This is a genomic window from Phenylobacterium koreense (assembly GCF_040545335.1).
In the GTDB taxonomy this organism is placed as follows: Bacteria; Pseudomonadota; Alphaproteobacteria; order Caulobacterales; family Caulobacteraceae; genus Phenylobacterium; species Phenylobacterium koreense.
In genome coordinates this window covers 63,286-85,867 of the sequence record NZ_JBEPLU010000004.1, presented here as the reverse complement: position 1 = coordinate 85,867, position 22,582 = coordinate 63,286, and the positions used below count along the sequence as shown (strand labels likewise).

At 67.7% G+C, this 22,582-nt stretch carries 18 protein-coding genes; 5 read left to right on the top strand and 13 right to left on the bottom strand.

The window, feature by feature from the left end; genetic code table 11:
• The first annotated feature begins 62 nt into the window (after nt 1–62).
• Nucleotides 63–533, top strand: a complete 471-nt coding sequence (locus tag ABID41_RS18765) for a hypothetical protein (RefSeq protein WP_354298490.1) — start codon at nt 63–65, stop codon at nt 531–533.
• Here ABID41_RS18765 and ABID41_RS18760 read toward each other — a convergent pair.
• The 4 genes from ABID41_RS18760 to ABID41_RS18745 form a co-directional block, all read right to left on the bottom strand.
• On the bottom strand, nt 525–1,340 hold the full coding sequence (locus ABID41_RS18760; RefSeq protein ID WP_354298489.1) for an acyl-CoA thioesterase: 816 nt from the start codon (nt 1,338–1,340) through the stop codon (nt 525–527). The two genes, ABID41_RS18765 and ABID41_RS18760, sit on opposite strands and share 9 nt — an antisense overlap.
• Nucleotides 1,341–1,386: 46 nt before the next feature.
• Nucleotides 1,387–1,863, bottom strand: a complete 477-nt coding sequence (locus ABID41_RS18755; protein WP_331932586.1) for a hypothetical protein — start codon at nt 1,861–1,863, stop codon at nt 1,387–1,389.
• A 117-nt stretch (nt 1,864–1,980) separates the two neighbouring features.
• Nucleotides 1,981–3,147, bottom strand: a complete 1,167-nt coding sequence (locus ABID41_RS18750; RefSeq protein WP_354298488.1) for a hypothetical protein — start codon at nt 3,145–3,147, stop codon at nt 1,981–1,983.
• Nucleotides 3,148–3,156: 9 nt separating this feature from the next.
• Nucleotides 3,157–3,849, bottom strand: a complete 693-nt coding sequence (locus ABID41_RS18745) for a sugar transferase (protein ID WP_354298487.1) — start codon at nt 3,847–3,849, stop codon at nt 3,157–3,159.
• Nucleotides 3,850–4,414: 565 nt separating this feature from the next.
• Here ABID41_RS18745 and ABID41_RS18740 point away from each other — a divergent pair.
• Entirely contained in the window at nt 4,415–6,472 is a 2,058-nt protein-coding gene (locus ABID41_RS18740; RefSeq protein WP_354298486.1) for a calcium-binding protein, read from the top strand.
• Here the strand turns inward: ABID41_RS18740 and ABID41_RS18735 are convergent.
• The 3 genes from ABID41_RS18735 to ABID41_RS18725 form a co-directional block, all read right to left on the bottom strand.
• Complete coding sequence (locus ABID41_RS18735) at nt 6,469–7,698, bottom strand: glycosyltransferase family 4 protein (RefSeq protein ID WP_354298485.1); 1,230 nt, start codon at nt 7,696–7,698, stop codon at nt 6,469–6,471. The genes ABID41_RS18740 and ABID41_RS18735 overlap by 4 nt on opposite strands.
• The gene (locus tag ABID41_RS18730; protein ID WP_354298484.1) at nt 7,695–8,900 is read right to left on the bottom strand and encodes a polysaccharide pyruvyl transferase family protein; all 1,206 of its coding nucleotides are present in this window, start codon (nt 8,898–8,900) and stop codon (nt 7,695–7,697) included. Before ABID41_RS18730 ends, ABID41_RS18735 begins: the two co-directional genes overlap by 4 nt.
• Nucleotides 8,901–9,099: 199 nt before the next feature.
• Nucleotides 9,100–10,584 (bottom strand): lipopolysaccharide biosynthesis protein, encoded by a 1,485-nt coding sequence (locus ABID41_RS18725; RefSeq protein WP_354298483.1) that lies wholly within the window; start codon nt 10,582–10,584, stop codon nt 9,100–9,102.
• A gap of 266 nt (nt 10,585–10,850) precedes the next feature.
• Here ABID41_RS18725 and ABID41_RS18720 point away from each other — a divergent pair, with 266 nt between their 5' ends.
• Complete coding sequence (locus ABID41_RS18720; RefSeq protein ID WP_354298482.1) at nt 10,851–11,843, top strand: polysaccharide pyruvyl transferase family protein; 993 nt, start codon at nt 10,851–10,853, stop codon at nt 11,841–11,843.
• Nucleotides 11,844–11,853: 10 nt separating this feature from the next.
• The gene (locus ABID41_RS18715) at nt 11,854–12,825 is read left to right on the top strand and encodes a glycosyltransferase family 2 protein (RefSeq protein WP_354298481.1); all 972 of its coding nucleotides are present in this window, start codon (nt 11,854–11,856) and stop codon (nt 12,823–12,825) included.
• Nucleotides 12,826–13,028: 203 nt separating this feature from the next.
• Here the strand turns inward: ABID41_RS18715 and ABID41_RS18710 are convergent, their stop codons facing one another.
• From ABID41_RS18710 to ABID41_RS18685, 6 genes are all read right to left on the bottom strand, one after another.
• Nucleotides 13,029–13,898 carry a glycosyltransferase family 2 protein gene (locus ABID41_RS18710; protein WP_354298480.1) on the bottom strand — a complete coding sequence of 290 codons (870 nt, stop codon included), beginning with the start codon at nt 13,896–13,898 and terminating at the stop codon, nt 13,029–13,031.
• Nucleotides 13,899–13,900: 2 nt separating this feature from the next.
• Nucleotides 13,901–15,352, bottom strand: a complete 1,452-nt coding sequence (locus ABID41_RS18705; protein ID WP_354298479.1) for a hypothetical protein — start codon at nt 15,350–15,352, stop codon at nt 13,901–13,903.
• A gap of 82 nt (nt 15,353–15,434) precedes the next feature.
• Entirely contained in the window at nt 15,435–16,781 is a 1,347-nt protein-coding gene (locus ABID41_RS18700; RefSeq protein WP_354298478.1) for an FAD-dependent oxidoreductase, read from the bottom strand.
• 50 nt (nt 16,782–16,831) lie between these two features.
• Complete coding sequence (locus tag ABID41_RS18695) at nt 16,832–17,920, bottom strand: glycosyltransferase (protein ID WP_354298477.1); 1,089 nt, start codon at nt 17,918–17,920, stop codon at nt 16,832–16,834.
• Between the two features lie 306 nt (nt 17,921–18,226).
• Nucleotides 18,227–20,470 carry a GumC family protein gene (locus tag ABID41_RS18690; protein ID WP_354298476.1) on the bottom strand — a complete coding sequence of 748 codons (2,244 nt, stop codon included), beginning with the start codon at nt 20,468–20,470 and terminating at the stop codon, nt 18,227–18,229.
• A 54-nt stretch (nt 20,471–20,524) separates the two neighbouring features.
• Entirely contained in the window at nt 20,525–21,808 is a 1,284-nt protein-coding gene (locus tag ABID41_RS18685) for an outer membrane beta-barrel protein (protein WP_354298475.1), read from the bottom strand.
• A gap of 194 nt (nt 21,809–22,002) precedes the next feature.
• On the opposite strand from ABID41_RS18685, the gene ABID41_RS18680 reads away from it, so the two are divergent.
• Nucleotides 22,003–22,581 (top strand): polysaccharide biosynthesis/export family protein, encoded by a 579-nt coding sequence (locus ABID41_RS18680; RefSeq protein ID WP_354298474.1) that lies wholly within the window; start codon nt 22,003–22,005, stop codon nt 22,579–22,581.
• Nucleotide 22,582 lies beyond the last annotated feature (1 nt).

Genomic DNA, 22,582 nt, shown 5'->3' with positions numbered 1-22,582 from the left:
AGCTACAATGGGCCTAGCTACAACCGATTGAGGCCCGCCGTGAACCTCTCTAGGAGGAGCGCATGGCTATGCCGCAGATCAATGGGCGCCTCGAGCCCGTCCTGGACCTGGTCGCCGAGGGCTGCGCGGACCTTGAGGACCCGTGGTGGGTGTTCGGAAGCGCGGGCATGGCGCTGGCCGGCGTGCCCGGGCTCTCGCCGCCTGACGTCGACCTGATCGTCTCCGAGCGCGACGCCCGCGCGCTGATGGCCAGGTGGGGCGCAGAGCCGGTCGCGGCCGCCCCCTCCCCGCTCTTCCAGTCGAAGATCTTCGCCAAGGCGCTGCTGGCGGACCTGCCAGTCGAGATCATGGCCGGGTTCGAATGCTTTTCCGGCGGCGCCTGGGCCCCCGTGACCCCGGCGACGCGGCAGGAGATCGCCTGGAAGGGCGCGGCGCTCTACACGCCGAGCGCGGCCGAGCAGGCGCAGATCTGCCGCCGGTTCGGCCGCGACAAGGACCTGGCGCGGGCGGGCCTGCTGGAGGCCCTAGTCTAGGCCCTCGCGCACGCGGACGATCAGCGACTGACTGGCGGTCGCCATCAGTTCCCCGTCCTGGGCGAAGAGATACATGGCGCCGTGTCCGAAGCCGCCGTGGACCCCATGGATGCGGATGTCGCACAGCACCCATTCGGTCGGCACGATCCGCCGGTAGCGGATGGTGTTGTCGAGGCTGTTGCCGCCGGCGTTGAGGCCAAGCGCGTTGCCGACCGCGCCGGGGATGAAGTCGGCCATGATCGCCAGCAGGCTGGAATCCACCGGCAGACCCTCGCGCGAGCGGATCCAGAGCAGCAGCCGGCCATCGTCGGCCGGCTCGCCGATGCTGGCCGCGCCGTAGCGACCCTGGGCCACGCGGACCTCAATGCGGCTGTGCAGGTCGTTGCCGCCGCCGCGCCAGTGCTCGGACGGTTCGCAATCCTCCGGCGGCGGCGCTTCGGGCATGGTCAGCCACTGGCGCGAGATGTCGCTGGGCCGCGAGCCGAGGGCGGCGTTGACGGTCAGGATCTCCTTGTCGCCAACGTGGCTGATCACCCGGGCCTGGCTGTTGTACTTGCCGGCGGCCGGGACCCAGACGTCGAGGTCGACCACGCTGGGCGGCCGCGCATAGGAGAGGTACTGGGCCGTCGCCCAGATCACCGGACGCTCGCAGGTCCGCTCCAGGGCCACGATCGCCGAGGCCATGCCTACCCCGCCGAACATGAAGAGGTTGTCGCTCGACCCGACGCAGACCGAGGGGGTCAACGGCAGGTACCAGCGATGCGGATTGTGGGTGGCGCGGAGATCGAAGAACAGGGGCTGGCTCATGGGCTCCTCATGCGAGCAGCCGCGCTGTCGCGCAAGAGGCTTGGCCTTAGCGAGAGGCCGCCGCGGCCGCCGCCTCGGCTTCGTTGCGCAGGCGCCGGTCGGCTTCCTGCATGAGCGCCTCGGTGGACTGGTTGCGCGCCTCGCGGGCGCGGATCTCGTCCACCAGCCGCTGGTCGGAGTTCTGGACGTGCAGAGCGTAGAGGAAGGCGCCGAAGCCGCCGACCGCCGCGACAGTGAGCACCAGGGCGGCGATGGCCGCGATGCCGGTCCAGGTCTTGGACTCCTCGCCCGCCGGCGCAGGCTTCAGATAGGCCGCGCCGATGAAAATCGCTCCGGCCAGGAAGGTCGCGCAGCCGCCCTGGTGGATCATCGCCCGCTGGCCGACCAGATCGACATTGGCGACGACGCTGGGCGCCAAGCCGATCAGGCGGTTGCCCTCGGTGAGTTGAGACACTTCGATCGTGCCGGCGAACACCACTTGGGCCAGGCCCAGGATCGCGAGAATCCATCCGGCAATGATCATTTGGCGGCTCCTTCAAAAACGCACTTCGCCCGCGAATCTGCGCGGACGGGCCGCCACCTTACGCCGGGCCAACCCGTGCGCTGCCGAGAAACGGGACCTGCGCAGAAAAACCGCAGCTCAGGTTCTGACGATTTCGACAATCTGGGGAAATGCGCCGAGCTGCACCTTCAGGCTGTCGGACGGCCCGGCCTCCTTGACCGGCCGCTCGTCCTGCATCGGATCATAGAGACGAAGCGCGCGGGCCTTCGGGAACGCGACCTGGACCTGGCTCGCCGCCACACGGATCGGTTTCAGGCCGGCCTCGTCCCAGATGTCCGGCTCGTTCCAGAGCACGACCAGCGAGGAGCCCGGCCCCTTCTGCAAGGCCATGGACCTGGCGGTCGGCGGCAGGCCGGTGACCTTCGGGTCCGGCCCGGACGGCCCGGCGTTCGCCTCCGGCCGCAGGATGCGGGTCAGGTTGTGCAGGGCGCGGGCGGCGATCTTCGGCGTGCCGTCATAGCGGAAGAGGCCCCAGTGCAGGTTGGGGGTCTTGAAGTCGGGGTCCGGCTTCTCGTCCAGCAGCTCGTAGACATAGGTCCGCCGGGCGCCCAGGCTGACCGCGTCGAACAGGCCGTTCAGGGTGAGCAGCGCCTGGGTGTACTCGTCCACCGGGGTCGGAAACCTGGAGGGCGGCCCGGTGTTGTAGCCGAACTCGGTGATCACCACCGGACGCTTGCGCCCAGTCAGGACCTTGGCCATGGCGCTGCGCGGCTGGGTCCCCTTCATCGGGTAGGGGTGCTCGTTCTCCATGTCCGAGGCCACTTGGAGACGCGGATAGTTGGCCACGCCCAGCAGGGGGATCTGGTCGAACTCGCGCCGGCGGCGAAGCTCGGGATGCAGGGCGGCCATGTAGGACTTCACCGCCTCGAAGCTGGTCTTGGTGTCCTTCACCCCGGCGAAGGCGATGGGCTGGTTGTTCGGCTCGTTGGGGCCTTCGAGGAAGTCGACGCCGCGCGCGCCGGGAAAGGCGGCGAGGATGCGGTCGAGCACCTCGCCTACCCGGCTGGCGTCGCTCACGGCCGCGCCGCTCGGCGAGCAGCTCATGCAGAAGCGGACGCCGGCGTCGAGGTAGCGCTTGTAGGGAAGCTTCGCGCCGGCCTTGGGCGCGGTGTCGCGAATGCGGTCGAGGCCGAGATAACGGAGCTTCTCAAGCGTGCCCGCATGATCGCGGTAGGCGCCGTCGGAGTATCGGACGTGGGTGACGACGCCTAGGCGATCCAGAAAGTCATAGGTCCACAAAGCCAAGGCGAGCGCCTAGCAGGACCCCCGCCGCATGAACACGGCCGGCACCGTCTGCACGAGGATGCCGAAGTCCATGGCCAGGCACTTGCGGCGGACATAGAGGACGTCGAGCGCGACGCGCTGGCGGTAGGAGACGTCGCTGCGGCCGCTGACCTGCCAGAGGCCGGTGATGCCCGGGCGCACCGAGCAGTAGATTTCGAACCAATGGCCGTAGTGGGCGGACTCGGCATGGACCACCGGGCGCGGGCCGACCAGGCTCATCTCGCCGCGGAGCACGTTGAAGAGCTGCGGCAACTCATCGAGGCTGGACCGGCGCAGGAAGTCGCCGAGCGGGGTGACGCGGGGATCGACCTTCAGCTTGTGGCTGGCGGTCCATTCGGCGCGCGCAGCCGGATCGGTGGCCAGCAACTGCTTCAGGCGCGCTTCGGCGTCGACGGCCATGCTGCGGAATTTCAGGCACGGGAACGCGCGTCCGTCCTTGCCGATACGCCGGTGGGCGAAGAAAATCGGGCCGCCGTCCTGCAGGTACACCGCAAGCGCCACCACGATCATGAGCGGCGCCAGGAAGACCAGGGCCCCGAGGGCAATAAGCGCGTTCAGAAAGTACTCGGCTTCGAAATTAACGATTCTCCGTGTTCTGACTGAGGCGTTGGTGGTGTTGAGTTCAGGTCGGATAACCTTGGCCTGCGACATCAGTTCACCCATCAAACTCGTAGCGAATGTCAGGGTCGCAATCTTTTATGACAAGTCAAACGGCGGTTGAGCTTGGCCGTCTGGAAAATCTACGGCTGCGCTTCACGGCGCCACTTACTGCGGCGCCAAACGGCAAAGCTGCACAGGCACACGGCATGGTCCGCCTTTAGCTTGACCGTGACGGAACCAAATCAGCTTCTATGAAATGAGGTACAGTTTACAACTGATGCGTTGACGACATTCGTCTCGGAAAATACACAATTCTGGAGAAAACTAAATCCACCACGCGTCGTTACACAATTCACGACAGCCCAGAAGTTCGAGCACGAACAGCATTTTAACTGTAATTGCACACTCACAATACGCGTAGCGGTCTTCTAATATGCAATTTGGCGTGCAAACACATTTCCCGCAGGGATGGGACCTCTCGCTTCTCCGCAAGGCGAAGGCGTTAGGGGTCTCGGAAATCCGCGACGCGCAGCCTTGGGGCGGCGCAGAGAAGACCCCCGACGTCTACGATTTTCCTCACGCGTATACGGATTACATGAACCGGGCGGAGTCGCTGGGGATTGGCACGATGCTGACCTTCGCCGGCACCAATACGCTGTACGACAGCGGCCTGACCCCATACACGCCGGAAGGCCGCCAAGCATACGCAAACTATATATTGGAAGTACTCGACAAGTACGGCGACCTCGTACAGGAAGTCGAGATCTGGAATGAATTCAACGCCGACAACTTCATTGTCGGCCCGGTCACCACAGACAGGCCATATTACTACACCGAGCTGCTCAAGACGGTCTATGCAACCGTCAAGCCGTTCCATCCGGAGGTCGAGATCCTCGGCGGCGCCGCGCATTCGGTCGCCACGGGCTACCTGGAGGACCTCTTCGAGCAAGGCGCGCTCGATTACATGGATGGTGTGGCCCTGCATCCATACCGCAACTCGCCCGAACACGTGGACGACGAGCTGCGCCATCTGAACGAGGTGATGGAGCGGTTCGGGGGCGCCAAGCCGGTCTACGCCACCGAGTTCGGGAACGAGTTCGTCGATCCGGCCGCGGCCCCGGACTATCTGGTGAAGATGGTCACCATGCTCAGTTCCTCGCATGTGGCCGAGAGCTACTGGTACGCGCTGCAGGACGAGGCCTGGTTCCGCAACATGGGCCTGTTCGAGACCTCCGGCGCGCCGAAGCCGGCGGCGGCCGCTTTCGAATTCGCCCAGCGCGAACTGCTGCCCCTGGGCGACGCCGTGCAGGTGGAGACCAGCGACGACCTCTCCCTGGTCTATCGCTTCGGCGAGAACACCTATGTGATGTGGGGCGCGCCCCGCGAGATCGCGATCACCGGCGAGGTGCGCGCCCTGGATTCAAGCGGGCGGCCGATCGAAACACCGACCCAGCTCTCGATGAGCCCGGTCGTGCTGCAGGGCGACTTCACCTATCAGCTCGGCGAAAGCCCGGTGGTCGCCGACAGCCTGATGGAATACGGCGAAGGCGAGTGGGGCTACTTCGCGCGGACCGTGGACGGGATGACGCACCCCCTCGGGCAGGTCGACTGGGAGTGGACCTCCTATATCGGGTCGGTCTGGTACCAGCCGCTGCGGATCAACGCCGACAACCTCTCTCCGGCCGGGAGCGGGGCCAATCCTATCCAGGCGGTCGCGCGCTTCACCTCCGAGCCCGCGCAGAAGGTCGAGGTCACCGGAAACTGGAGCAAGTCGACGCTCGAAGGCGACGGCGTCGACCTGCACATCCTGCTGAACGGCCGCGAGATCTTCAACGCCCTGGTCACCCAGAGCTACGAGCTGCGCGGCCTCTATGTGAACCTGCAGGTGGGCGACGTGCTCGACTTCGCGGTCGGCCCCAACCAGACCGTCAACGGCGACTCCACCAACTACCTGATCCAGCTTCTCAAGTACGACGGCCCCGAGCCGGGGATCAGCGCCCCGCCCAAGCTGATCGGGACCGAAGGCGACGACACCCTGATCGGCACGGCGCGGGACGAGATGCTGATCGGCGGCGCGGGCCTGAACCTGATGGACGGCGGCGAAGGCGTGGACACGGTCTCCTATGCGACCGCCAGGCTGGCCGTGAACGTCGATCTGGCCAGGGAGGACTTCCAGGCCGTCAGCAGCACGACCACCGACGCCCTGGTCAATATCGAGAACCTGACCGGTTCGCCCTCCTCCGACACGCTGAGCGGCGCCGCGGGCGACAACCGCATCGTCGGGGCCGACGGGGCCGACAGCATCTTCGGCGGCGCGGGCGCCGACACCCTGACCGGCAGCCACGGCGGCGACACCCTGACCGGCGGAGACGGCGCGGACCTGTTCGTGTTCCGCTTCACCTCCGATTCCACGGGCACGGGAACGGCGCGGGACCTGATCACCGACTTCGACCGGTTCGAAGGGGACAAGATCGACATCTCGGGGATAGACGCGCGGACCAGCCTGGCCGGAGACCAGCCTTTCACCTTCGTGACCTGGTACACCAAGAAGCCCGGCGAGGTGATGGCCGCGCCGGAGGCAGGCGGCTACGTGGTCAAGGGCGACATCAACGGCGACGGAGCCTCGGAGTTCATGATCAAGGTCATGGGCCCGGCGATCCCGACGGCCGACGACTTCATCCTCTAGGCGGCGCGAGGCAGCCTCAGGCGCTCCTCGTAGGCGTCGATCAGGGCCGAGATCCAGGCGTCGGGCGACAGGCCGATGGCGCGGGTCCGTTCGAAGGCGGCGATGCTCATGCTGCGCGCCAGGTCGTCGTCCTGCAGACGCGTCATGGCTTCGGCCAAGGCGGCCTCGTCCCGCGGCGGGGCCGAGAAGCCGGCCCCGGCGGCGACGATATCGGGTGCGAGAAAAGCGGTGTCGGCGGCGATCACCGGGAGGCCGCTCCACAGGGCCTCGGCGGCGACCAGGCCGTAGGGCTCGGGATAGCGGCTGGGCATGACCAGGGCCCTCGCCTGGGCGGCCAGGGGGCCGATCTCCTCGAAGCTGCGCCGGCCGGCGAAGATCACCTCGGGATAGTCCTGCTCGAGCTTCGCGCGCATGGGGCCATCGCCGATGATGCGCAGCGGCGCGCCGGCCCGGCGGGCGGCCGCGGCGGCGAGGTCGGGGCCCTTGCCGTCCTCGAGCCGGCCGATGAACAGGAATTCGCGGTTGGCCTCGACCGGGGCGCGCTCGGTCAGGAACGGACGGACCGGGTTCGGCACGGTGCGGACCGCATGTTCCGGAACCCCGCCGCGGACCAGGAAGGGGCGCATCGCCTCGTGGATGGCGAGCACCGGCGGCGCCTCGCGCTTGAGGTCGAACAGAGACTGGCGGACGGACTGCCGGGCCACCCGCCAGAGCTTGTGGGCATAGCTGCGGCGGTCGCAGTTGGCCTTGATGCAGGCCCCGGACATCGGCGTCAGCGAGCACACGGCCCCGGTGTTGAGGAATGCGAACGCGCCATTGGGACACACCAGGAAGAAGTCGTGGGCCGAGAGCACCAGGCGGCCCGACACCGGCTTCAGCGCCTGGAACACCGAGGGCGACAGGATCTGGGCCCAGCCGTGCAGGTGATAGACGGTGCCCGGCGTATCGTTGCGGGCGATCCAGTCGGCGACCATCCGCCTGGCCGCACCGTTGTAGAGCGCGCTCAGCAGCACCTTGTGCATGGGCGAGGACAGCAGGCGGTCCTGGCCGAGGGCGACGACCTCGACGCCGGCCTCCGCCAGCTCCGGGTTCTGGCCGGCGTCGCCGGTCAGCAGGGTGACCGCGAAGCCGCGCTTGCGGAACGCCAGGGCCGAGGTCAGGGAAAGCCCGGTGGCGCCGCCCTTGGCGAGGGAGGCGTCGTTGACGACGACGATGCGCTCGATCATCGGCCGGCCTCCGCGGCGGCGAGCGAGCGCGGCGCAAAGGAGGCGGCCAGGGCGGCGACGCCCCTTTCGGCCGCACGGACCTGGGCGGCGTGAACGGCGGGATCGATCCCCTCCTCCAGGGCGCGCCGGGCGAGGGCCAGCACCTCGTCGACGCTCGCCTCCCCTGCCGAGGCCACGAAGTCGCGACGGCCGACGGACTCGAAGAAGCTGAGCAGCTTGCGGTCCCAGGCGAAGCCGATGTGCGGGACCTGGTAGGCGTAGGCGGTGATGCAGGCGTGCATCCGATGCGCCAGGACGAGGTCGCAGCCCGAGAGGAAGGCGGCCATTTCGCTCGGCCGGTCGAAGGCGGGCTGGACCGAGATCGCGTCGGGCGCCGCCGCGCACGTGGCCGGCGCCAGGGTCTCGAGATACTCGCGATCCTCCGGGCTGCCGTTGGTGAAGAGGACGACCTTCCAGCCCTCCGCCGCCATCGCGGCCGCGAGCTGCGCCATCCAGGCGGCGAAGGCTTCGTCGCGCAGCTTGAAGCCGGCGGCATGGTAGCGCAGCGCCAGCGGGTTGGTGACGCCAAGGCCGACGCGCGGCGGGCCGGGCAGCTTGGCGACCTTCGGGAAGTGCCTGGCGGCGAGGACCGCCGGATCGGGCGCGACCTCCGCGGGGCGGACCCCGGCGCGGCCCAGCCGGCGATCCCAGATCTCCTTGGACAGCGGATCGCGCACCGCCACATGGGTGAGCCGGCCTGCGGTCATCGCCCGCTCGAACAGGGCCTGGCCTCGCTTCGACCAGTTGTCGGAAACCCCCACGCCATAGACGCCGATCGGCAGGCTGGCGGCGGCGGCCTCGGCCAGGACGCCGTCGATCTTGGTCGGAAAGTTGAGGTCGGCGTCGGCCAGCAGATTACCCCCGCCCACGACCAGGGCGTCGGCCTGCGCCAGCCGCTCGCGCCACCGCGGCCGCAGGCGCCGTTTCACCATCAGGCCGAGCGCCGCGCCGACGCCGGCGCGGCGCACAGGCCCAGGCGCCATCTCCAGCAGGCTCAGGATGGCGCGGCGATTGCGCAGGCCTTCGCCGAAGGCTTCGCGGCCGGCGATGTCGATGGCGAGGGCTTGGGCGCCCCCCCGCGCAAGCTCGGCCTCCAGGCACTCGGCCAGCAGGCCGTCGCCCAGATTGGGACTGAACTTCACATTGGCGACGGCGATGATCATTCGTGGTCTGCAGGTCCCGCTCAGGCTCGCTCCTTTAGAGGTTCGCGCCGCAGGAAAAATCAATCTCAGCCGTGCGAAATCTCATACAGCCAAGCTATTCCGAGGCGACTGTTCTCATATTGCGCAGGACGAGCCGAATATCCTGGCGAAACGCCGGCTCCTTTCTACTTGCTGCCTCTCCGGGAAACCTTTTTCGCGCTCAGGCCTTTTCCGAAGTTGGCCTGCGCCCCTCGGAAATGAATCGCCGAGCCTCCGCCAGGGCTTCGGCGCGAGCCGGGCCCGCCATCAGCGCCAACACCGGAACATAGACCGCAGCGCCCAGCACCACCGCGCAGGCGACATAGAGCCAGCCATTGGGGAAGGCGTCCCGCAGGGTCGAGAAGGCCGTCACCGCCACGGCCATGGCGGCGGCGGCGGACACCTGCGGCAGGATCGAGCGCAGGACCTTGGTGGCGGCCACGCCGGTGGCGCGCTGGAACATCAGGAGTTGCAGGGCCAGCGTCAGGTAGGAGCGCACCACATAGGCGATGGCGATCGCCCTCAGCCCGAACGGCGCGGCCAGGGAGCAGAAGACGATGGTGCCGACGAGCTGCACGACCGCCAGCCGCACGATGACGCCCGAACGGCCCAGCGCCGTCAGCGCCGGGTCGGCGAAGAAGTTCAGCGCGTAGGGTACGACCAGGAAGGTCAGGGCCTGGGCCACCGGAATGCTGGGGGCCCATTTCTCCCCATAGATCAGCGGGATCAGCTCGTTGGCCAGCAGGCCGAAGCCGACGATGCAGGGGAACGAGATCGCGCCGCTGATCGCCACGATCCGCAAATACGCTCTCCGGAACGCGTTCTCGTCCGACTGCAGCTTGGCGAGGGTGGGCAGGGCCACGGTCGAGAACGGCGTGATCGTGCCTTGAGCGAGCAGTTCGGTGGACTTCCAAGCGGTCCGATAGACCCCGACCGCCCCCGCGCCGAGGGCGTGCGAGATGATCAGGTCCTGCGTCCGAGAAATAAACAGGATGACCAGTTGCGACAGGGCGACATTGCCGCCCAGCGGGGCCTGCTCGCGCAGGGTCGCCAGCGAGAAGCGAAATCCCGGCCGCCAGCGGAAGGCGCGCCAGGCCACTAGGGTGTTGATGATCTCGGCGGCGTAGCGTTGCACCACCAGGCTCCAGACGCCAAAGCCGTTCCAGGCCGCGACCACCGCCAGGCCGCCGCCGATCAGGCCGCTGAGCAGAGAGCGCAGAGCCAGCGACTTGTGGCCGAACTCACGCAGATTGCGCGACATGTGGCTGGCGCCCAGGGCGGTGACCGGCACCACGAAGCCGAGCGCGGCCACCACCGTCCCGCCCTCTGGCCGGCCTAGCGCGTCGGCGATGGGCTGCTGCAGGACCAGGCCGCCCAGCGCGAACACTGAGGCGAGGCCGAGATTGCTCCAGAAGATCGTGTCGGCCAGCCGCGGCGTCACTTCCGGCGCGCGATAGAGGCAGCTCACCAGCCCGCCCGAGGCGATGATCTTGCCAACCTCGGCATAGACGAAGGCCACGACGAAGAGCCCGAAGTCCGCCGTCGACAGCAGCCGCGCCATGACGACGAAGACGACGAAATTGAAGACCTGGTCGCTACCGAAACGCAGGAACGACCAAAACACCGATGCGGTGGCCCGACGCGCCAATCTGGGCGATTGTGCCATGTACTTCTGCAATCTCCCGGGGCGATGGGCGCGCCAAGATCAGGCGGGTTTCGCGCGATGGCAACGTCTATCGTCGTTATGTCGTCAAACGCCGCTAAAGCAGCCGAAATGGGCCCAAGGCGTGGCCTTTGTGGTCACGGAGTGGGCGTTGAGCGAAACAAAAAGCTTCACCATAACAGGAGCTTGCGCAGCAGCTCGCAACAGGCCAAGGCCTAGGGCGAGTATCCGCCGCGATGGCTGCGTCGCGGCTCTGACGGAGGTAGTGCATGGCGGCTGATGCCGGCCTGATCGCCGAACTTTCGGGGATCGCAAGACAAGCCCTGGCGCCGTTCACCACCGATGCGCCCTATGCGTTGGTGGACTTCCCCAATCACTCGAACGTCGGCGATTCCGCGATCTGGGCCGGCGAGATGGCCTATCTGCGCCAGCATGCGCCGGAGCCCCCGTCCTATGTCTGCTCGCTGGGCGACTTCTCCATGGAGGAGTTGCAGAGGCGCTGCCCCCAGGGGCCGATCTTCATCCATGGCGGCGGCAATTTCGGCGACGTCTGGCCCCATCACCAGGCCTTCCGCAACCGGCTGATGGAGCTCTGCCCGGATCGCGAAATCATCCAGCTTCCGCAATCGATCCATTTCGCCTCTCCCGAGAAGCTGGCGGAGACCACGCGGGTGATCGAGCGACACGGCAAGTTCACGCTGTTCGTGCGGGACCGGGAGTCGCTGGAGCTCGCCCGGAAGCACTTCCCCTGCGAGACCATCCTCTGCCCGGACATGGCCTTCTTCATCGGGCCGATCGTGCGGCCGGCGTCGCCGGAAGTCGATGTGCTGTGCCTGCTGCGCACCGATGTCGAGCGGGTGGAGCTGGGCGACGCGGTCCGCACCGGTCCTGACCTGCGCGTGGCCGACTGGCTGGGCGAACCGAAGCTCGAGCTCAAGATGGTCAAGGCCATGGGCGCGCTGAACGGCGCAGCGAGCGGGCGCTCGCGGCTGGGCATGTTCAACGCCGCCGCCGAGGCGCGCGTGCGGCGGGGCGCGAGCCTGCTGGCCACCGGGCGCGCGGTAGTGACCGACCGCCTCCACACGCATATCATTTCGCTGTTGCTGGGCATTCCCCATGCGGTGCTCGACAACAGCTACGGAAAGATCAGCCGGTTCATGTCCTGCTGGACCAGCGCCTCGACTCTGACACAACGCTGCGATTCCATGACCGCGGCGCTCGATTGGGCCAGGGCCCAGGCGGCCGAAACGCGCGCGAACTGAGAGCTCAGCAATGCAGCAGCCGCGGATATCCTGCCTCCTGCCGGTGTATAACGGCGAGGCGTTCCTGGAAGAGGCGATCGGCTCGATCCTCGCCCAGACCTTCCGGGACTTCGAACTGGTGGTGGTCGACGACGGCAGCCGCGACTCCACGCCCGACATCCTCGCCCGCCTGGCGGCCACCGACCCTCGCATCAAGGTCATCCGCCAGGAGAACGGCGGCATCGTCGCGGCGCTGAACACCGGGCTGAAAGCCTGCCGTGGCGAGTACGTGGCGCGAATGGACGCCGACGACATCGCCCTGCCCCATCGCTTCCAGTTCCAGGCGGACTATCTGGACAGCCATCCGGGCTGCGTGCTGGTGGGCGGGGTCGCGCGGTCGGTCAGCTCCGACGGCAAGGATGTCAGCCGCACCACCGGCGGCCGTCATCGGCGGACCGACCTTTCCTGTTTCCCCCCGAAGATCGCGGTCTCCATGCACCCGCTGATCACGGCGCGGCGCGAGGCGCTGATCGCCGTGGGCGGCTATCGCTCGGACTTCCCGCACGCCGAGGACTACGACCTCTTCATCCGGCTCTCTAAGCTGGGCGGGATCGACAATCCGGACGAGGAAGTCCTGATCTATCGTCGGCACGAGGGGGCGATTTCGCTCAAGCATCTGGAAACCCAGGAGCGGAGCGCGGCGATGTCGGAAATCGCCGCCATGGAGCCGGGTTCCGAGGGCTTTCCGGCCCGGCTGGTCGAGCCCTATGTGCGCCTGCGGATCTGGCGCCGCTATCTGAGCGCCGACCGCGCCAAGGCCGACCACCTGCTTCCGCACCTGATCGGCGACGCGCTGAACCTGAAGCCGGAGACCTTGCTGTCGCCGCGCTATTTCGGCCTGCGCGTCAGGATCGGCGGCGCCATCGCCGCGGCGGCCCTGCGCCAGGCGCGGCGGTCGAAGGCGCCGGACGCCGCCCCGGCGACGCAGGGCGCGGCCGGGTAGGAGCCCTTGTCCTCCCGCGAAGGCCGGAGGATCGCATTTCAACCCGCCCTCGACTCGTCATGGCCGGGCCGGCAGGTCCCGGCCATCCATAAACGCCGAAGTTGGGCCGGAAGCGCTGGTGCGTAAGGATCCCCGGCGCGCTCACGCAGCCGGGGATGACGGATCTCGGGGAGGCGCCAGAGCGCCCGCCCCTGACGCCGCCTCTAGCCGATGTCGATGACGCGGCGCGGATCGACCTTGCCCAGGGCGGCGTCGCGCAGGGCCATCATGTTGCCGGCCAGCCTGCCCTTGCGGTCGATATAGGGCTCGGGCTGGAAGCTCTTGATGAAGTTCGCCAGCGTGTTGTTGACCATCAGGGTGGCCGCGAGCTTCGGCGGGATGGTCTTTTTCTTCAGCAGGTAGAGCGGGTTGGCGATCTGGGAGTAGCCGAGCTTCTTGCCCGGCGTGCGGCCGGACTTGATGCCCATGTGGACACCGGCGAGGCCGGGCGCCTTCACCAGCTTGCCGCGCGCCTTCAGCCGGAAGGTGAAGTCGGTGTCCTCCTGCCAGCCGTAAAGCGGCAGGTTCTCGTCGAACCGCAGCCCCTGGATGGCGCTGGACCGCAGGACCATGTTGCAGCCGTAGAGCGACTCCAGCGGAGCCAGGTCGCCATCCGGCCGCAGTCGGTCGGCCTCGGACATCTCGCAGGCGGCGTCATAGCCGATGCCCGGCCCCTTGGCGCCGTCGGCGATCAGGCGACCGTTCACCCCGACGATCTCGGGATGGGCGGCGAACAGGGCCTCGGCGCGCTCGATGAAGTCGAAGGCCGGGACGAAGTCGTCGTCGAAGATGGCGATCATGTCGCTGGTCTGCTCGACGAGGTCGAGGGCGTGATTGCGCTGGCTGCAGGAGCCCTTGCGCGCGTGGTCGACCCGAAGCGGCAGGCCGTGCGCCTCGATGCCGTGAGTGTCTTCGGAACTCGCCCCGACGACGACGATCTCGTCGGGAATCCGAGTCTGCCGGCCCAGCCGCGCCACCGTCAGCCCCGTCAGCTCCGCCCGTCCCGCGGTCGCGACAACCACCGATACTCTCAAGACTAGCTCCTTGTGCGCGGCGCCTGCGGCGCCATGGGGTGGACGGAAACGCGCCTGAACGGCGCGCGCCCGACCTGGACTTTCGAACGTCGGCGCCGCCATTCGAGGGCGAGGCCGGCCATGACGGCGAAGATCATGCCCGGATCGGGCGAGGCGGTGCTGATCGCCGCGGGGATCAATATGCTCACCGCGGTCCAGCTCGCCGCCGAGCCGATCGCCAGCCGCTCGTCCCGCGGCGTCGAATAGGTGCTGGCCCGCAGCGGCTTGAAGACCGCGAAGATGTGACAGACGAGGGTGACGATCCCAATCACGCCCATGGAGCCAAGGGCGGCCGTGAACAGGCTGGACGAGCGGAAGCTGCCCGCCCCGATGCCGAGGCCATAGGAGGCCAGGAAGGCGTGCCATCCCTGCAGGGCCCAGAACGACCGCTGGCGGCCGGACTCGCTGTCGGCCTTGTCCACGGTCATGTGCGAGAACATGTCGCCCAGTTGCTCGGCGAGCGGCGGGGCGATCATCACCATGCCCAGGGCAGCGATGATCCCGACCAGCGCCAGGGTCAGGACGACCAGGGCCTTTCGCGGGCTCAACTGCTGGCGCATCAGCAGCAGCCGGATCACCATCAGGGCGCCGTAGACCGCCAGGCTGACATAGGCCGAACCCGAGGTCGAAAAGACCAGCACGGCCAGCAGGACGAGCGCGGCCGATCCGGTTTGCCGGGGGCGTATGTCGCGCATCCAGCATTCGAAGACGAAGACGAAGAGCCCGAAGGCGTAGGAGGCGTAGTAGGACGGCTCGGGGAACACGCCGGTCATCCGCACCAGGCCGTTATAGCTCTGCTCGAGCTGGGCGGCGCTGCCGTTCCGGAAGATGTTCAGGACCTCGCCCAGGCCGATATTGGTCAGGACCACGCCCAGGACCCCGAAGGCGGCATGGATCCACGCCATCAGGCAGAGGGTGGAGACGATCTTCCGGGTGGACTCCGGCTTGCGCGCGACGATGGTGGCGCATACCCCCGCCAGCATGGTGCCGACCAGATAGACCGCGGACGTGATGTTCTGGTTCGTGAAGACCAGCGGCACGGTGTCGAAGAGGCCGGTTATCGTCACCGGCCGCAGGGGCGCCACGTAGATCTGCCAGGCGAACAGGCGCGGTAGCAGGAACGCCGACAGGAAGCCGTACAGCGCATAGATCACCAGGAACAGGTTGAGGGTGACCGCGGGCGCGATGTGCGCGTACTCGCGTGAGCCCGGCGCCAGGATGCGCGCGAGCAGGAAGGCCAGCACCAGGTGGGCCGGTGAAATGGCCGCGCCGCCCAAGGCCGGCATGAGGATCGCCGCCGAGCCGCTGAACAGCGTCGAGAGCAACATGAACCGCAAGAGGTCCAACGAAGTCCCGCGCACGAGCAGCAGCAGCCCGATCGCGATCGAAATCAGTCCGAATACTGTAGGGACCACACCAGGATCCTTCGGTCATTCCTGCGGCCGGACTGAGGCTGTTCGCTCCTACCCGGCCAGAACCAGTCGTTCACCAGCCTTCTCAACGCACGGCCGCGCCCTCCCTGCCGGTCCGGCCCAAACGCTCGGCGACCAGTTCGGTCGCGCGGCTGGAGGTGGGAATGTAGTCAAAGCGCCCCTGGCGCCCGAGCATCTCCACGCCGGTCGCCTCCACCGCGTCGATGAGCGCCTCGGACGCGGCCATCGAGCCATGGGCGTAGGTCGGATAGGCGAAGTCGGTCCGATCGTGCCCGACCAGCGTGGCCTTGCCGGTCATCAGGCCGTGCTCGCGCATGAAGGCGAGGAAGGCGGCGAACTCGTCGGCCGGCGCCGAAGGGCCGCGCGCCAGCGGCGCTTCGACCGAGAGATACTCGCGACCGTCGACCTTGCCGTAGACCCGCGAGTGGACCGTCAGCCGCTTCCACGAACCGGTGGGGCTGAAGTTGTAGAGCACCTCGGAGGGGAACCCGAGATCGCCTTCATAGGCGACATAGAGGCTGAGCAGCGGCAGGGACTGGATGATCGGCGGCGGGGTGAGGCCGCAGGCCTGCGCGGTCAGGGTCAGGGGCAGGCTGGAGATGACCCGCGCCGCCTTCACGACCCCGCCCTTGATCGAAACCTCGAAGCCGCCGGCGACGCGTTCGATCTTCGTCAGGGAGGCGCCGAGACGGATGCTGACGCCCTTGGCGCGGAGCTGGGCGGCGACCTGGTCGTAGAGGTGCGTGAAGCCCTGGCGCGGCCGGACCAGGACGGTGGGCGCGGGCGCGGCGTCGCGTTTGGGGCGCACGAGGCCGGCGGCGGTATCCAGGCTCAGCGCCCTGGCGATCCAGTTCATGCGCTTCACGGCGAACTGGTGTTCGACCTGGTCGGCCGGGATGCCGCACAGCCGCTCGATATAGGCTTCCAGGCCGCTCTCCACGAACAGGCGGCGGCCCAGGTAGTAACGGGCGAACGAGCCGGCGCTGCGGGGCGCCCGATCGGCGATCCGCCCCCAGGCGAGCGACAGGGCGGTGCGCGCCACCTCAGCCGGGCCCCGACGCAGCAGGTCCTCGGGCACTGAGAACGGATAGCGGCTGATCCGACGCTGGGGCGTGATGCGGTCGACGACGATCCGGGCGGGCTGGCACACGGCCTCGGCGCCCGGGAAGCGGCGGAAGAAGGGGCTGCCCGAGAAGAAGACGAAGCTGCCGATGTCGAAGGTGTAGGGTCCGATATTGGCCGAGCGCTGGTTGCCGCCGAGCCGGTCGTAGGGCTCCAGCAGGATGACGCGCTCTCCGGCGTCGGCGAGCATGTCGGCGGCGACCAGGCCGCTGACCCCTCCCCCCAGCACGACGACCGGCGCACGGGCCGGCTGAGCCGAGACGCCGGCAGGCGCGTCAGCCAGGACCACGCCAGCCCGCCGCAACGAGGGGGCCCTCCGTTTATGGCCGGGTGTCAGGGTCAGAACGCCACCGCCTTCCTGATCCCCTCGTCGAACCGCTCGGGGGCGAACCGCTGCGCCTGGCGGATGGCCGCGGCGGGGTCGAAGGCGGGAAGCCACGCCTCCAGCCGCTCGACCCCCTCGATCAGGGAGTCCACGGTCTGGGCGTCGAAGAGGATGCCGCTCTCGTCGGGGGTCACGCTGTCGCGCACGCCGCCGCTGTTGTAGGCGAGGACCGGGCGACCCGAGGCGTTGGCCTCCACCGGAATGATCCCGAAGTCCTCCTCGGCCGTGAAGACCAGGGCCCGCGACTGGGCGTAGGCCTTGCGCAGTTCGTCGAAGTTCAGACGGGTCTTGATGGTGATGTTGGGGCCGGCGCGGCGGCGGATGTCGGCGGCCATCTCCCCGTCCCCGACCATCAGCAGCGGCAGGCCGAGCTTGTTGAACGCCTCCATGGCCAGGTCCGCACGCTTGTAGGCGGTCATCTGGCCGACCCAGAGGTACTGCGCGCCGACCTCGTTCGAGGGCTTGAAGAGGTCTGTGGCGACCGGCGGGTGCACGACGGCGGCCTCGCGGCGATAGGCCTTCTCGATCCGGCTCTTGATGAAGTTGGAGTTGGCGACGAAGCGGTCGACCCGCGCGGCCGAGGCGTAGTCCCATTGCCGCAGCCGGTGGAACAGCCAGGGCATGGCCGCCCGGGTCAGCCGCCCGGCCGAGGCGCGATAGTCCTGGTAGTGGTCCCAGAGATACCGCATCGGCGAATGGCAGTAACAGACGTGCAGGGCGCCAGGCGGGGTGATCACCCCCTTGGCGGGGCCGGACTCGCTGCTGAGGATCAGATCGTAACCGCGCAGGTCGAGCTCCTCGAGCGCCATGGGCATGAGCGGCAGGTACTTCTGATAATGCTTGCGGGCGCCCGGCAGCCGCTGGATGAAGGTGGTCTTCACCGGCCTGGACCGGATGGTCGCGGACATGGCGTCGGGGTCGTAGACGTGGGTGTAGATGTCGGCGTCCGGAAAGAGATGAATCAGTCTCTCCAGCACGCGCTCCCCGCCGCGCATTCCGACGAGCCAGTAGTGAATGATCGCGACACGCGGCTTTGCGGGCATCTAACCTTCTCAAACCAAGAAAACATGGTGAACGCGCGCATACTGACTTCGCGAGCGTTCCATTAATCGTTCCGCTGTACCGGTCGCGCTCGGGGTGTCAGGAGGCGTCGATGTACGGGGCGGACGTAGAAGCGAAGTCGCCAGTTCCTTTCTTGCTCGCAGGCCAAGCGGCCAGGCGGGACGCGCCGGCCCCACGCGGGCCACAGCGGTGGTCCGCACGGCGGACGCTGTGCTTCATCCTGGTCACCTGCGGCGGATTCTGGGCCACGGTGCTGGCCCTGATCCTGCGCTGAGAGGTCTCGCCGCTCATCCGTAGTACTGCGCGTACTGGCGGTAGTAGTAGGCCGCGTCGCCGTGGCCGAAGCGCGCTTGCTGACCCAGGTGGATGCGGTTGAGCACCACGCCGGCGATAGTCACGCCTTCCACCGGAAGCGCCCGGATCGCCGCCTGGATCGCGTGCTCGGAGGTCTTGCGCCAGCGGGCGATGAAGACCACCACGTCCACCTTGGTGGCCAGGATGCGCGTGTCGGCCAGCGGCAGGACCGGCGTGGTGTCGAGCACCACGAGGTCGAACCTTTCACGCAAGCGCGCCAGCAGGGTGTCCATCGCCTCCCCGCCCATCAGCTCGTGAGGGCCGATCTCCGAATGGTTGAGCGGCAGGATCAGCATGCCGGTCCGCTCGTCCTTGACCAGCGCTTCCTCAAGGTGCGCCTGGCCGGCCAGGACTTCCAGCAGGCCGGGCCGGTTGTCGGCGTTCCGGACCAGCTTGTTCAGCTCGCGTCGACGGGTGTCGCAGTCGATGAGCACCACCCGCTGTCCCTGCAGGGCCGCCGAGCGCGCCAGGCAGATCGAGGCGGTGGTCTTGCCCTCCTGCGGCAGGGCCGAGGTGATCGCCACCACCGTCACCGGGCCGTTCATGGTCGCGTATTTCAGTGACGCGCGCAGGTTCCGATAGGCCTCGGCGAAGGCGGAGTTCGGTTTGTCCACCACGGCGTTCGCCGGCGACATTCGGCGCGTGCCCTTGATGGACGACAGCAGCGGGACGCCGGCCAGGAAGCGGCGGCCCAGCCGGCGCTCCACGTCGTCAGCGGTGGTCAGGGAGGAGTCCAGCATCTCGGCGGCGATGACCGCCAGGAGCCCGGCCCCGATGCCCAGCGCGGCGCCGAAGACGATGTTCAGCGGCATGTTCGGGCTGGTGGGATTGCTGGGAATACGCGCCTCGGAGATCAGCCGCGCATCCGGCTGCTCCGTCCCTTCCTGGGCGTTGGTCTGCTTGAAGCGGTTGAGGTAGCTCTCGTAGAGCGCCTGCGAGGCCCCCGCCTTCTGTTCCAGTTCGGCCAGGCCGACCATGGCGCGATTGTTCTGGCTGAGCGCGCCGCGGGCGGTCGAGAGCGAGCCGCTGATCGAGGCCAGGCGCTGCCGCGAGACCTCCGCCTTCGCCTCGAGATTCGAGATCAGGCGGGTGATCTCGCCCTGGATCTGGGCGTCGATGTCGGCCAGCTCGCGCTGGGCCTTGAGGATTTCGGGGTGGCGGTCGCCATAGCGCCCCTGCATGTCGGCGACCTTGGTGCTGACCGCGACGCGCTGCGCGCGCAGCGACTGGATGACGCCGGAATTGAGCGCCTCGCCGAGATCCTCGCCGGTCGATCCGCGGGCGAGCTGGGCGCGGGCGGTGCGCAGCCGGGCCTCGTCGGCCGAGGCCTCGACCCGGGCCTCGGCGACCCGCTGGTTGTAGGCCGAGATCTCCTGCTCGGTCAGCGATGCGCCCGAGGTGCTGAGGAGGTCGTTCTGGATGCGGTACTGCTGCACGGCCGCCGCGTCGTCGACCGCCTGCTGGCGCAGCTCCTCCATCCGCTCGCCCAGCAGGTCGCCGGCCTGGCGGTTGGCGTTGGCCTTGGTTGCGAGCTGGTCGTTCACATAGGCCCTGGTGAAGGCGTCGGCGATCATCGCGGCCTTTTTCGGATCATCCGACCGATAGGAGACGTCGATGGCGAAGGTCGCCCCGACGCGGCGAGCCGAGAGCCCGGCCAGCAGGCGATCGACGATGGCCTGGTCGATAGCGTCCCGCGTCATGGGGGCGGGCGCAGGCCGTCCCAGTATCCGGTCGATGTAGCCGGGCGTCGCCGGCTCCAGGGCTGGGTTGAAGGCCGGATCCTTGTCGAGACGCAGGCTCTTGGCGACCTTGCGCGCCAGATCGCGCGAGCCCAGGACCTCGACCTCGGTGTCGATGATCGGCGAGGCGTTGGGCAGGGCCGAGAGGGTCGCCGTCGTGCGCTGCTCATCCTGCGGGGCGACCTGCTGTTCCCGGGCGTTGATCATCAGCCGGGAGGTCGCGGTGTAGGTCGGCGTCTGGTGCGCGGTCACCAGGACGGCGATGGCCACGCAGTTCAGGAACGCCAGGAAGAAGGCTCCCAGCCGACGCCGGAAAGCCGAAATCAGCTTGTGCAGGTCCAGGCGGTCGGAGCCGTCGCCCCCGCCCAGTTCGGACTCTACGTGGATGATCGCCTGATCAGCGTCCACCGGTCCGCGATACCGTTCCAACGCCTTCATTACTCTCGCCTCGCTGGACGCCGCGCCCGACGGACGGGGCGGCGCCTACGCCACTCAGCGCTGAAGGATCAGCGCCAGGCTCACACTTTGGTCGTCGAAGTCCCTGCCGCGGTTGGCGCCGGAGGACTCCAAGGTTTCGTACTTGTACCGCAAGCCGATGCCGACCGTGCGATTGAGCAGGTAGTTCGCGCTCAATCCCGCCCCATACCGGCGGTCATTGCGGTCGATGCCTCGATAATCCTGCTCGGTGCCTAGTATTTGACCAGAGATGATCAAGTTTCTCAGAAGCTCATAATCGGCCTTGAGCTCTACCGTACGCGCCATGAACGCTGGAGAATCCGCCAAAGGACTCTCGGTGACCCTTTGCGTTGCTGTAAGGCCGACGGTGACCAACGGGGTTGGATACCAGTTCAACCGTAAACGGTAGTGGGGATTCGAGACCTCACCATAGCGGGAGTCGTCGAACTCCTGATGGATGTAGCCGACGCTCGCCTCCCCGGTGATGAGGCGCGTGACCTCCCAATCAACCCCCGCCAGAGCCGTCATGCCCTGGGAGTCCCGGTTGATCGGAGTCGTCTCGTCGTAGCTCATTTGCTGGGCGCCAATCTCGACGAAGACCGCCGTCGCCGGACTGATGGCGTAGGCGACCTTCGCCGACACCTCCGCCTCGGTCCGATCACGATAATCCTGATCGATGACGGTTCCGCCAGGCTCGGAGCCGTCGTCATAGTCGAACTTGGCGACCTCGGCGGTGGCCACCAGGCGAGCCCTTCCGAACTCCTGGCGCCCGATAACCGTGACGTTGTCCGTCCGGTACTGGATGGGCTCGGCCGGATCGACGGCGTAGGCCCCCATGGTGCGGGCTTCGACCCGCTCGGCATGGCCGGCCCGGACATCGAGGGTGGTGCGCCGGCTGACGTCCAGCCGCCCCTTGCCGCTCAGGGCCCAGGTGTCGGCGTCCTCGGAAGTGTGCTTGCCATAGCGCCGCAGATTGGCCTCCAGCCTCACCGAGGCCGCATGACGCCCCCAGTCCGACTGCAGTTCCAGTTGCGGCGCGACGCTGTAGATCGTGTCGGGCTTGGCGTTCGTCTGGGCGAAGACGTTGCTGTCGTACTCCACCCGGAACGTCGCCTTGGGATAGAGCACGAAGCTTCCGGTGCGGATGCCCAGCGCCTCGTACCCCGGGCGCGGGCGTTCGAGGACGCCGACATTCTCGCCGCGCTTGAAGAGCGGATTTTCCTGGGCCTCGGCCCCATGTGCGGAGAGAAGCGCCGAGGCGCCCGCCGCGACCATCAGGGCGGCGCGTAGGCCGAGAGAATTGGTGACGCGATGGCTCATGCGATGCCCACGCTCCTTCCTGCGGCGGCTGGCTGAGACACGCCGGCCACGCTTGTTCCCCCACTCCAGGGCATCAGATGCTGAGAAACTGGGCAAGTCCCCGGATCAGCCGTCACGCGGTCTGCCTTTGGCCCACATCCTGGGGCATATTGCTGACCGGGTCGGGGAAGAAGTTCGGTAAATCGGAGTCCTGGATGAAATCGCCCATCAAGTCTCTCGGCCTCACGCTCGCGCTGATCTGCGCCGCCTGCGGGACCGCGCCGGCGCCGACGCCGGCCGCCGCAGCGACCGCAGCGCCCAGCGCGGACGCCGACCAGGCCTATCTGCTGGGCGCAGGGGACAAGCTCAAGGTCACGGTCTATGGCGAGGCCGACCTGACCGGCGAGTTCGTGGTCGGCGACCGCGGGGCCGTCTCCTTCCCGCTCGTCGGCGAGATCCCCGCGCAGAACCGATCGGTCGCGGACTTCAAGTCCAGTCTCACCGCCGCGCTGCAGGAGGGCTACCTCAAGGACCCGCGCATCACCGTCGAGGTCATCTCCTATCGCCCCTACTACATCCTCGGAGAGGTGACCAAGCCGGGCGAGTATCCCTACACCAACGGCCTGACCGTCCTGAACGCCGTGGCTGCGGCCTCCGGTTTCACCTATCGCGCAAACACAAAGCGCGTGTTCATCAAACGCGCCGGCTCCAATGAGGAACAGAAGTTCCCCCTTACGGCCACCGAACGCGTTCAGCCCGGCGATACGATCCGTATCGGCGAGCGCTATTTTTAGA

Excerpts from the sequence above, each read along its gene's own strand:
- ABID41_RS18680 (WP_354298474.1), top strand. The coding sequence starts at position 22,003 with ATGAAATCGCCCATCAAGTCTCTCGGCCTCACGCTCGCGCTGATCTGC.
- ABID41_RS18760 (WP_354298489.1), bottom strand. The coding sequence starts at position 1,340 with ATGAGCCAGCCCCTGTTCTTCGATCTCCGCGCCACCCACAATCCGCAT.
- ABID41_RS18730 (WP_354298484.1), bottom strand. The coding sequence starts at position 8,900 with ATGATCATCGCCGTCGCCAATGTGAAGTTCAGTCCCAATCTGGGCGAC.
- ABID41_RS18755 (WP_331932586.1), bottom strand. The coding sequence starts at position 1,863 with ATGATCATTGCCGGATGGATTCTCGCGATCCTGGGCCTGGCCCAAGTG.
- ABID41_RS18735 (WP_354298485.1), bottom strand. The coding sequence starts at position 7,698 with ATGATCGAGCGCATCGTCGTCGTCAACGACGCCTCCCTCGCCAAGGGC.
- ABID41_RS18745 (WP_354298487.1), bottom strand. The coding sequence starts at position 3,849 with ATGGGTGAACTGATGTCGCAGGCCAAGGTTATCCGACCTGAACTCAAC.
- ABID41_RS18685 (WP_354298475.1), bottom strand. The coding sequence starts at position 21,808 with ATGAGCCATCGCGTCACCAATTCTCTCGGCCTACGCGCCGCCCTGATG.
- ABID41_RS18765 (WP_354298490.1), top strand. The coding sequence starts at position 63 with ATGGCTATGCCGCAGATCAATGGGCGCCTCGAGCCCGTCCTGGACCTG.
- ABID41_RS18695 (WP_354298477.1), bottom strand. The coding sequence starts at position 17,920 with ATGCCCGCAAAGCCGCGTGTCGCGATCATTCACTACTGGCTCGTCGGA.
- ABID41_RS18725 (WP_354298483.1), bottom strand. The coding sequence starts at position 10,584 with ATGGCACAATCGCCCAGATTGGCGCGTCGGGCCACCGCATCGGTGTTT.
- ABID41_RS18715 (WP_354298481.1), top strand. The coding sequence starts at position 11,854 with ATGCAGCAGCCGCGGATATCCTGCCTCCTGCCGGTGTATAACGGCGAG.
- ABID41_RS18690 (WP_354298476.1), bottom strand. The coding sequence starts at position 20,470 with ATGAAGGCGTTGGAACGGTATCGCGGACCGGTGGACGCTGATCAGGCG.
- ABID41_RS18720 (WP_354298482.1), top strand. The coding sequence starts at position 10,851 with ATGGCGGCTGATGCCGGCCTGATCGCCGAACTTTCGGGGATCGCAAGA.
- ABID41_RS18740 (WP_354298486.1), top strand. The coding sequence starts at position 4,415 with ATGCTGACCTTCGCCGGCACCAATACGCTGTACGACAGCGGCCTGACC.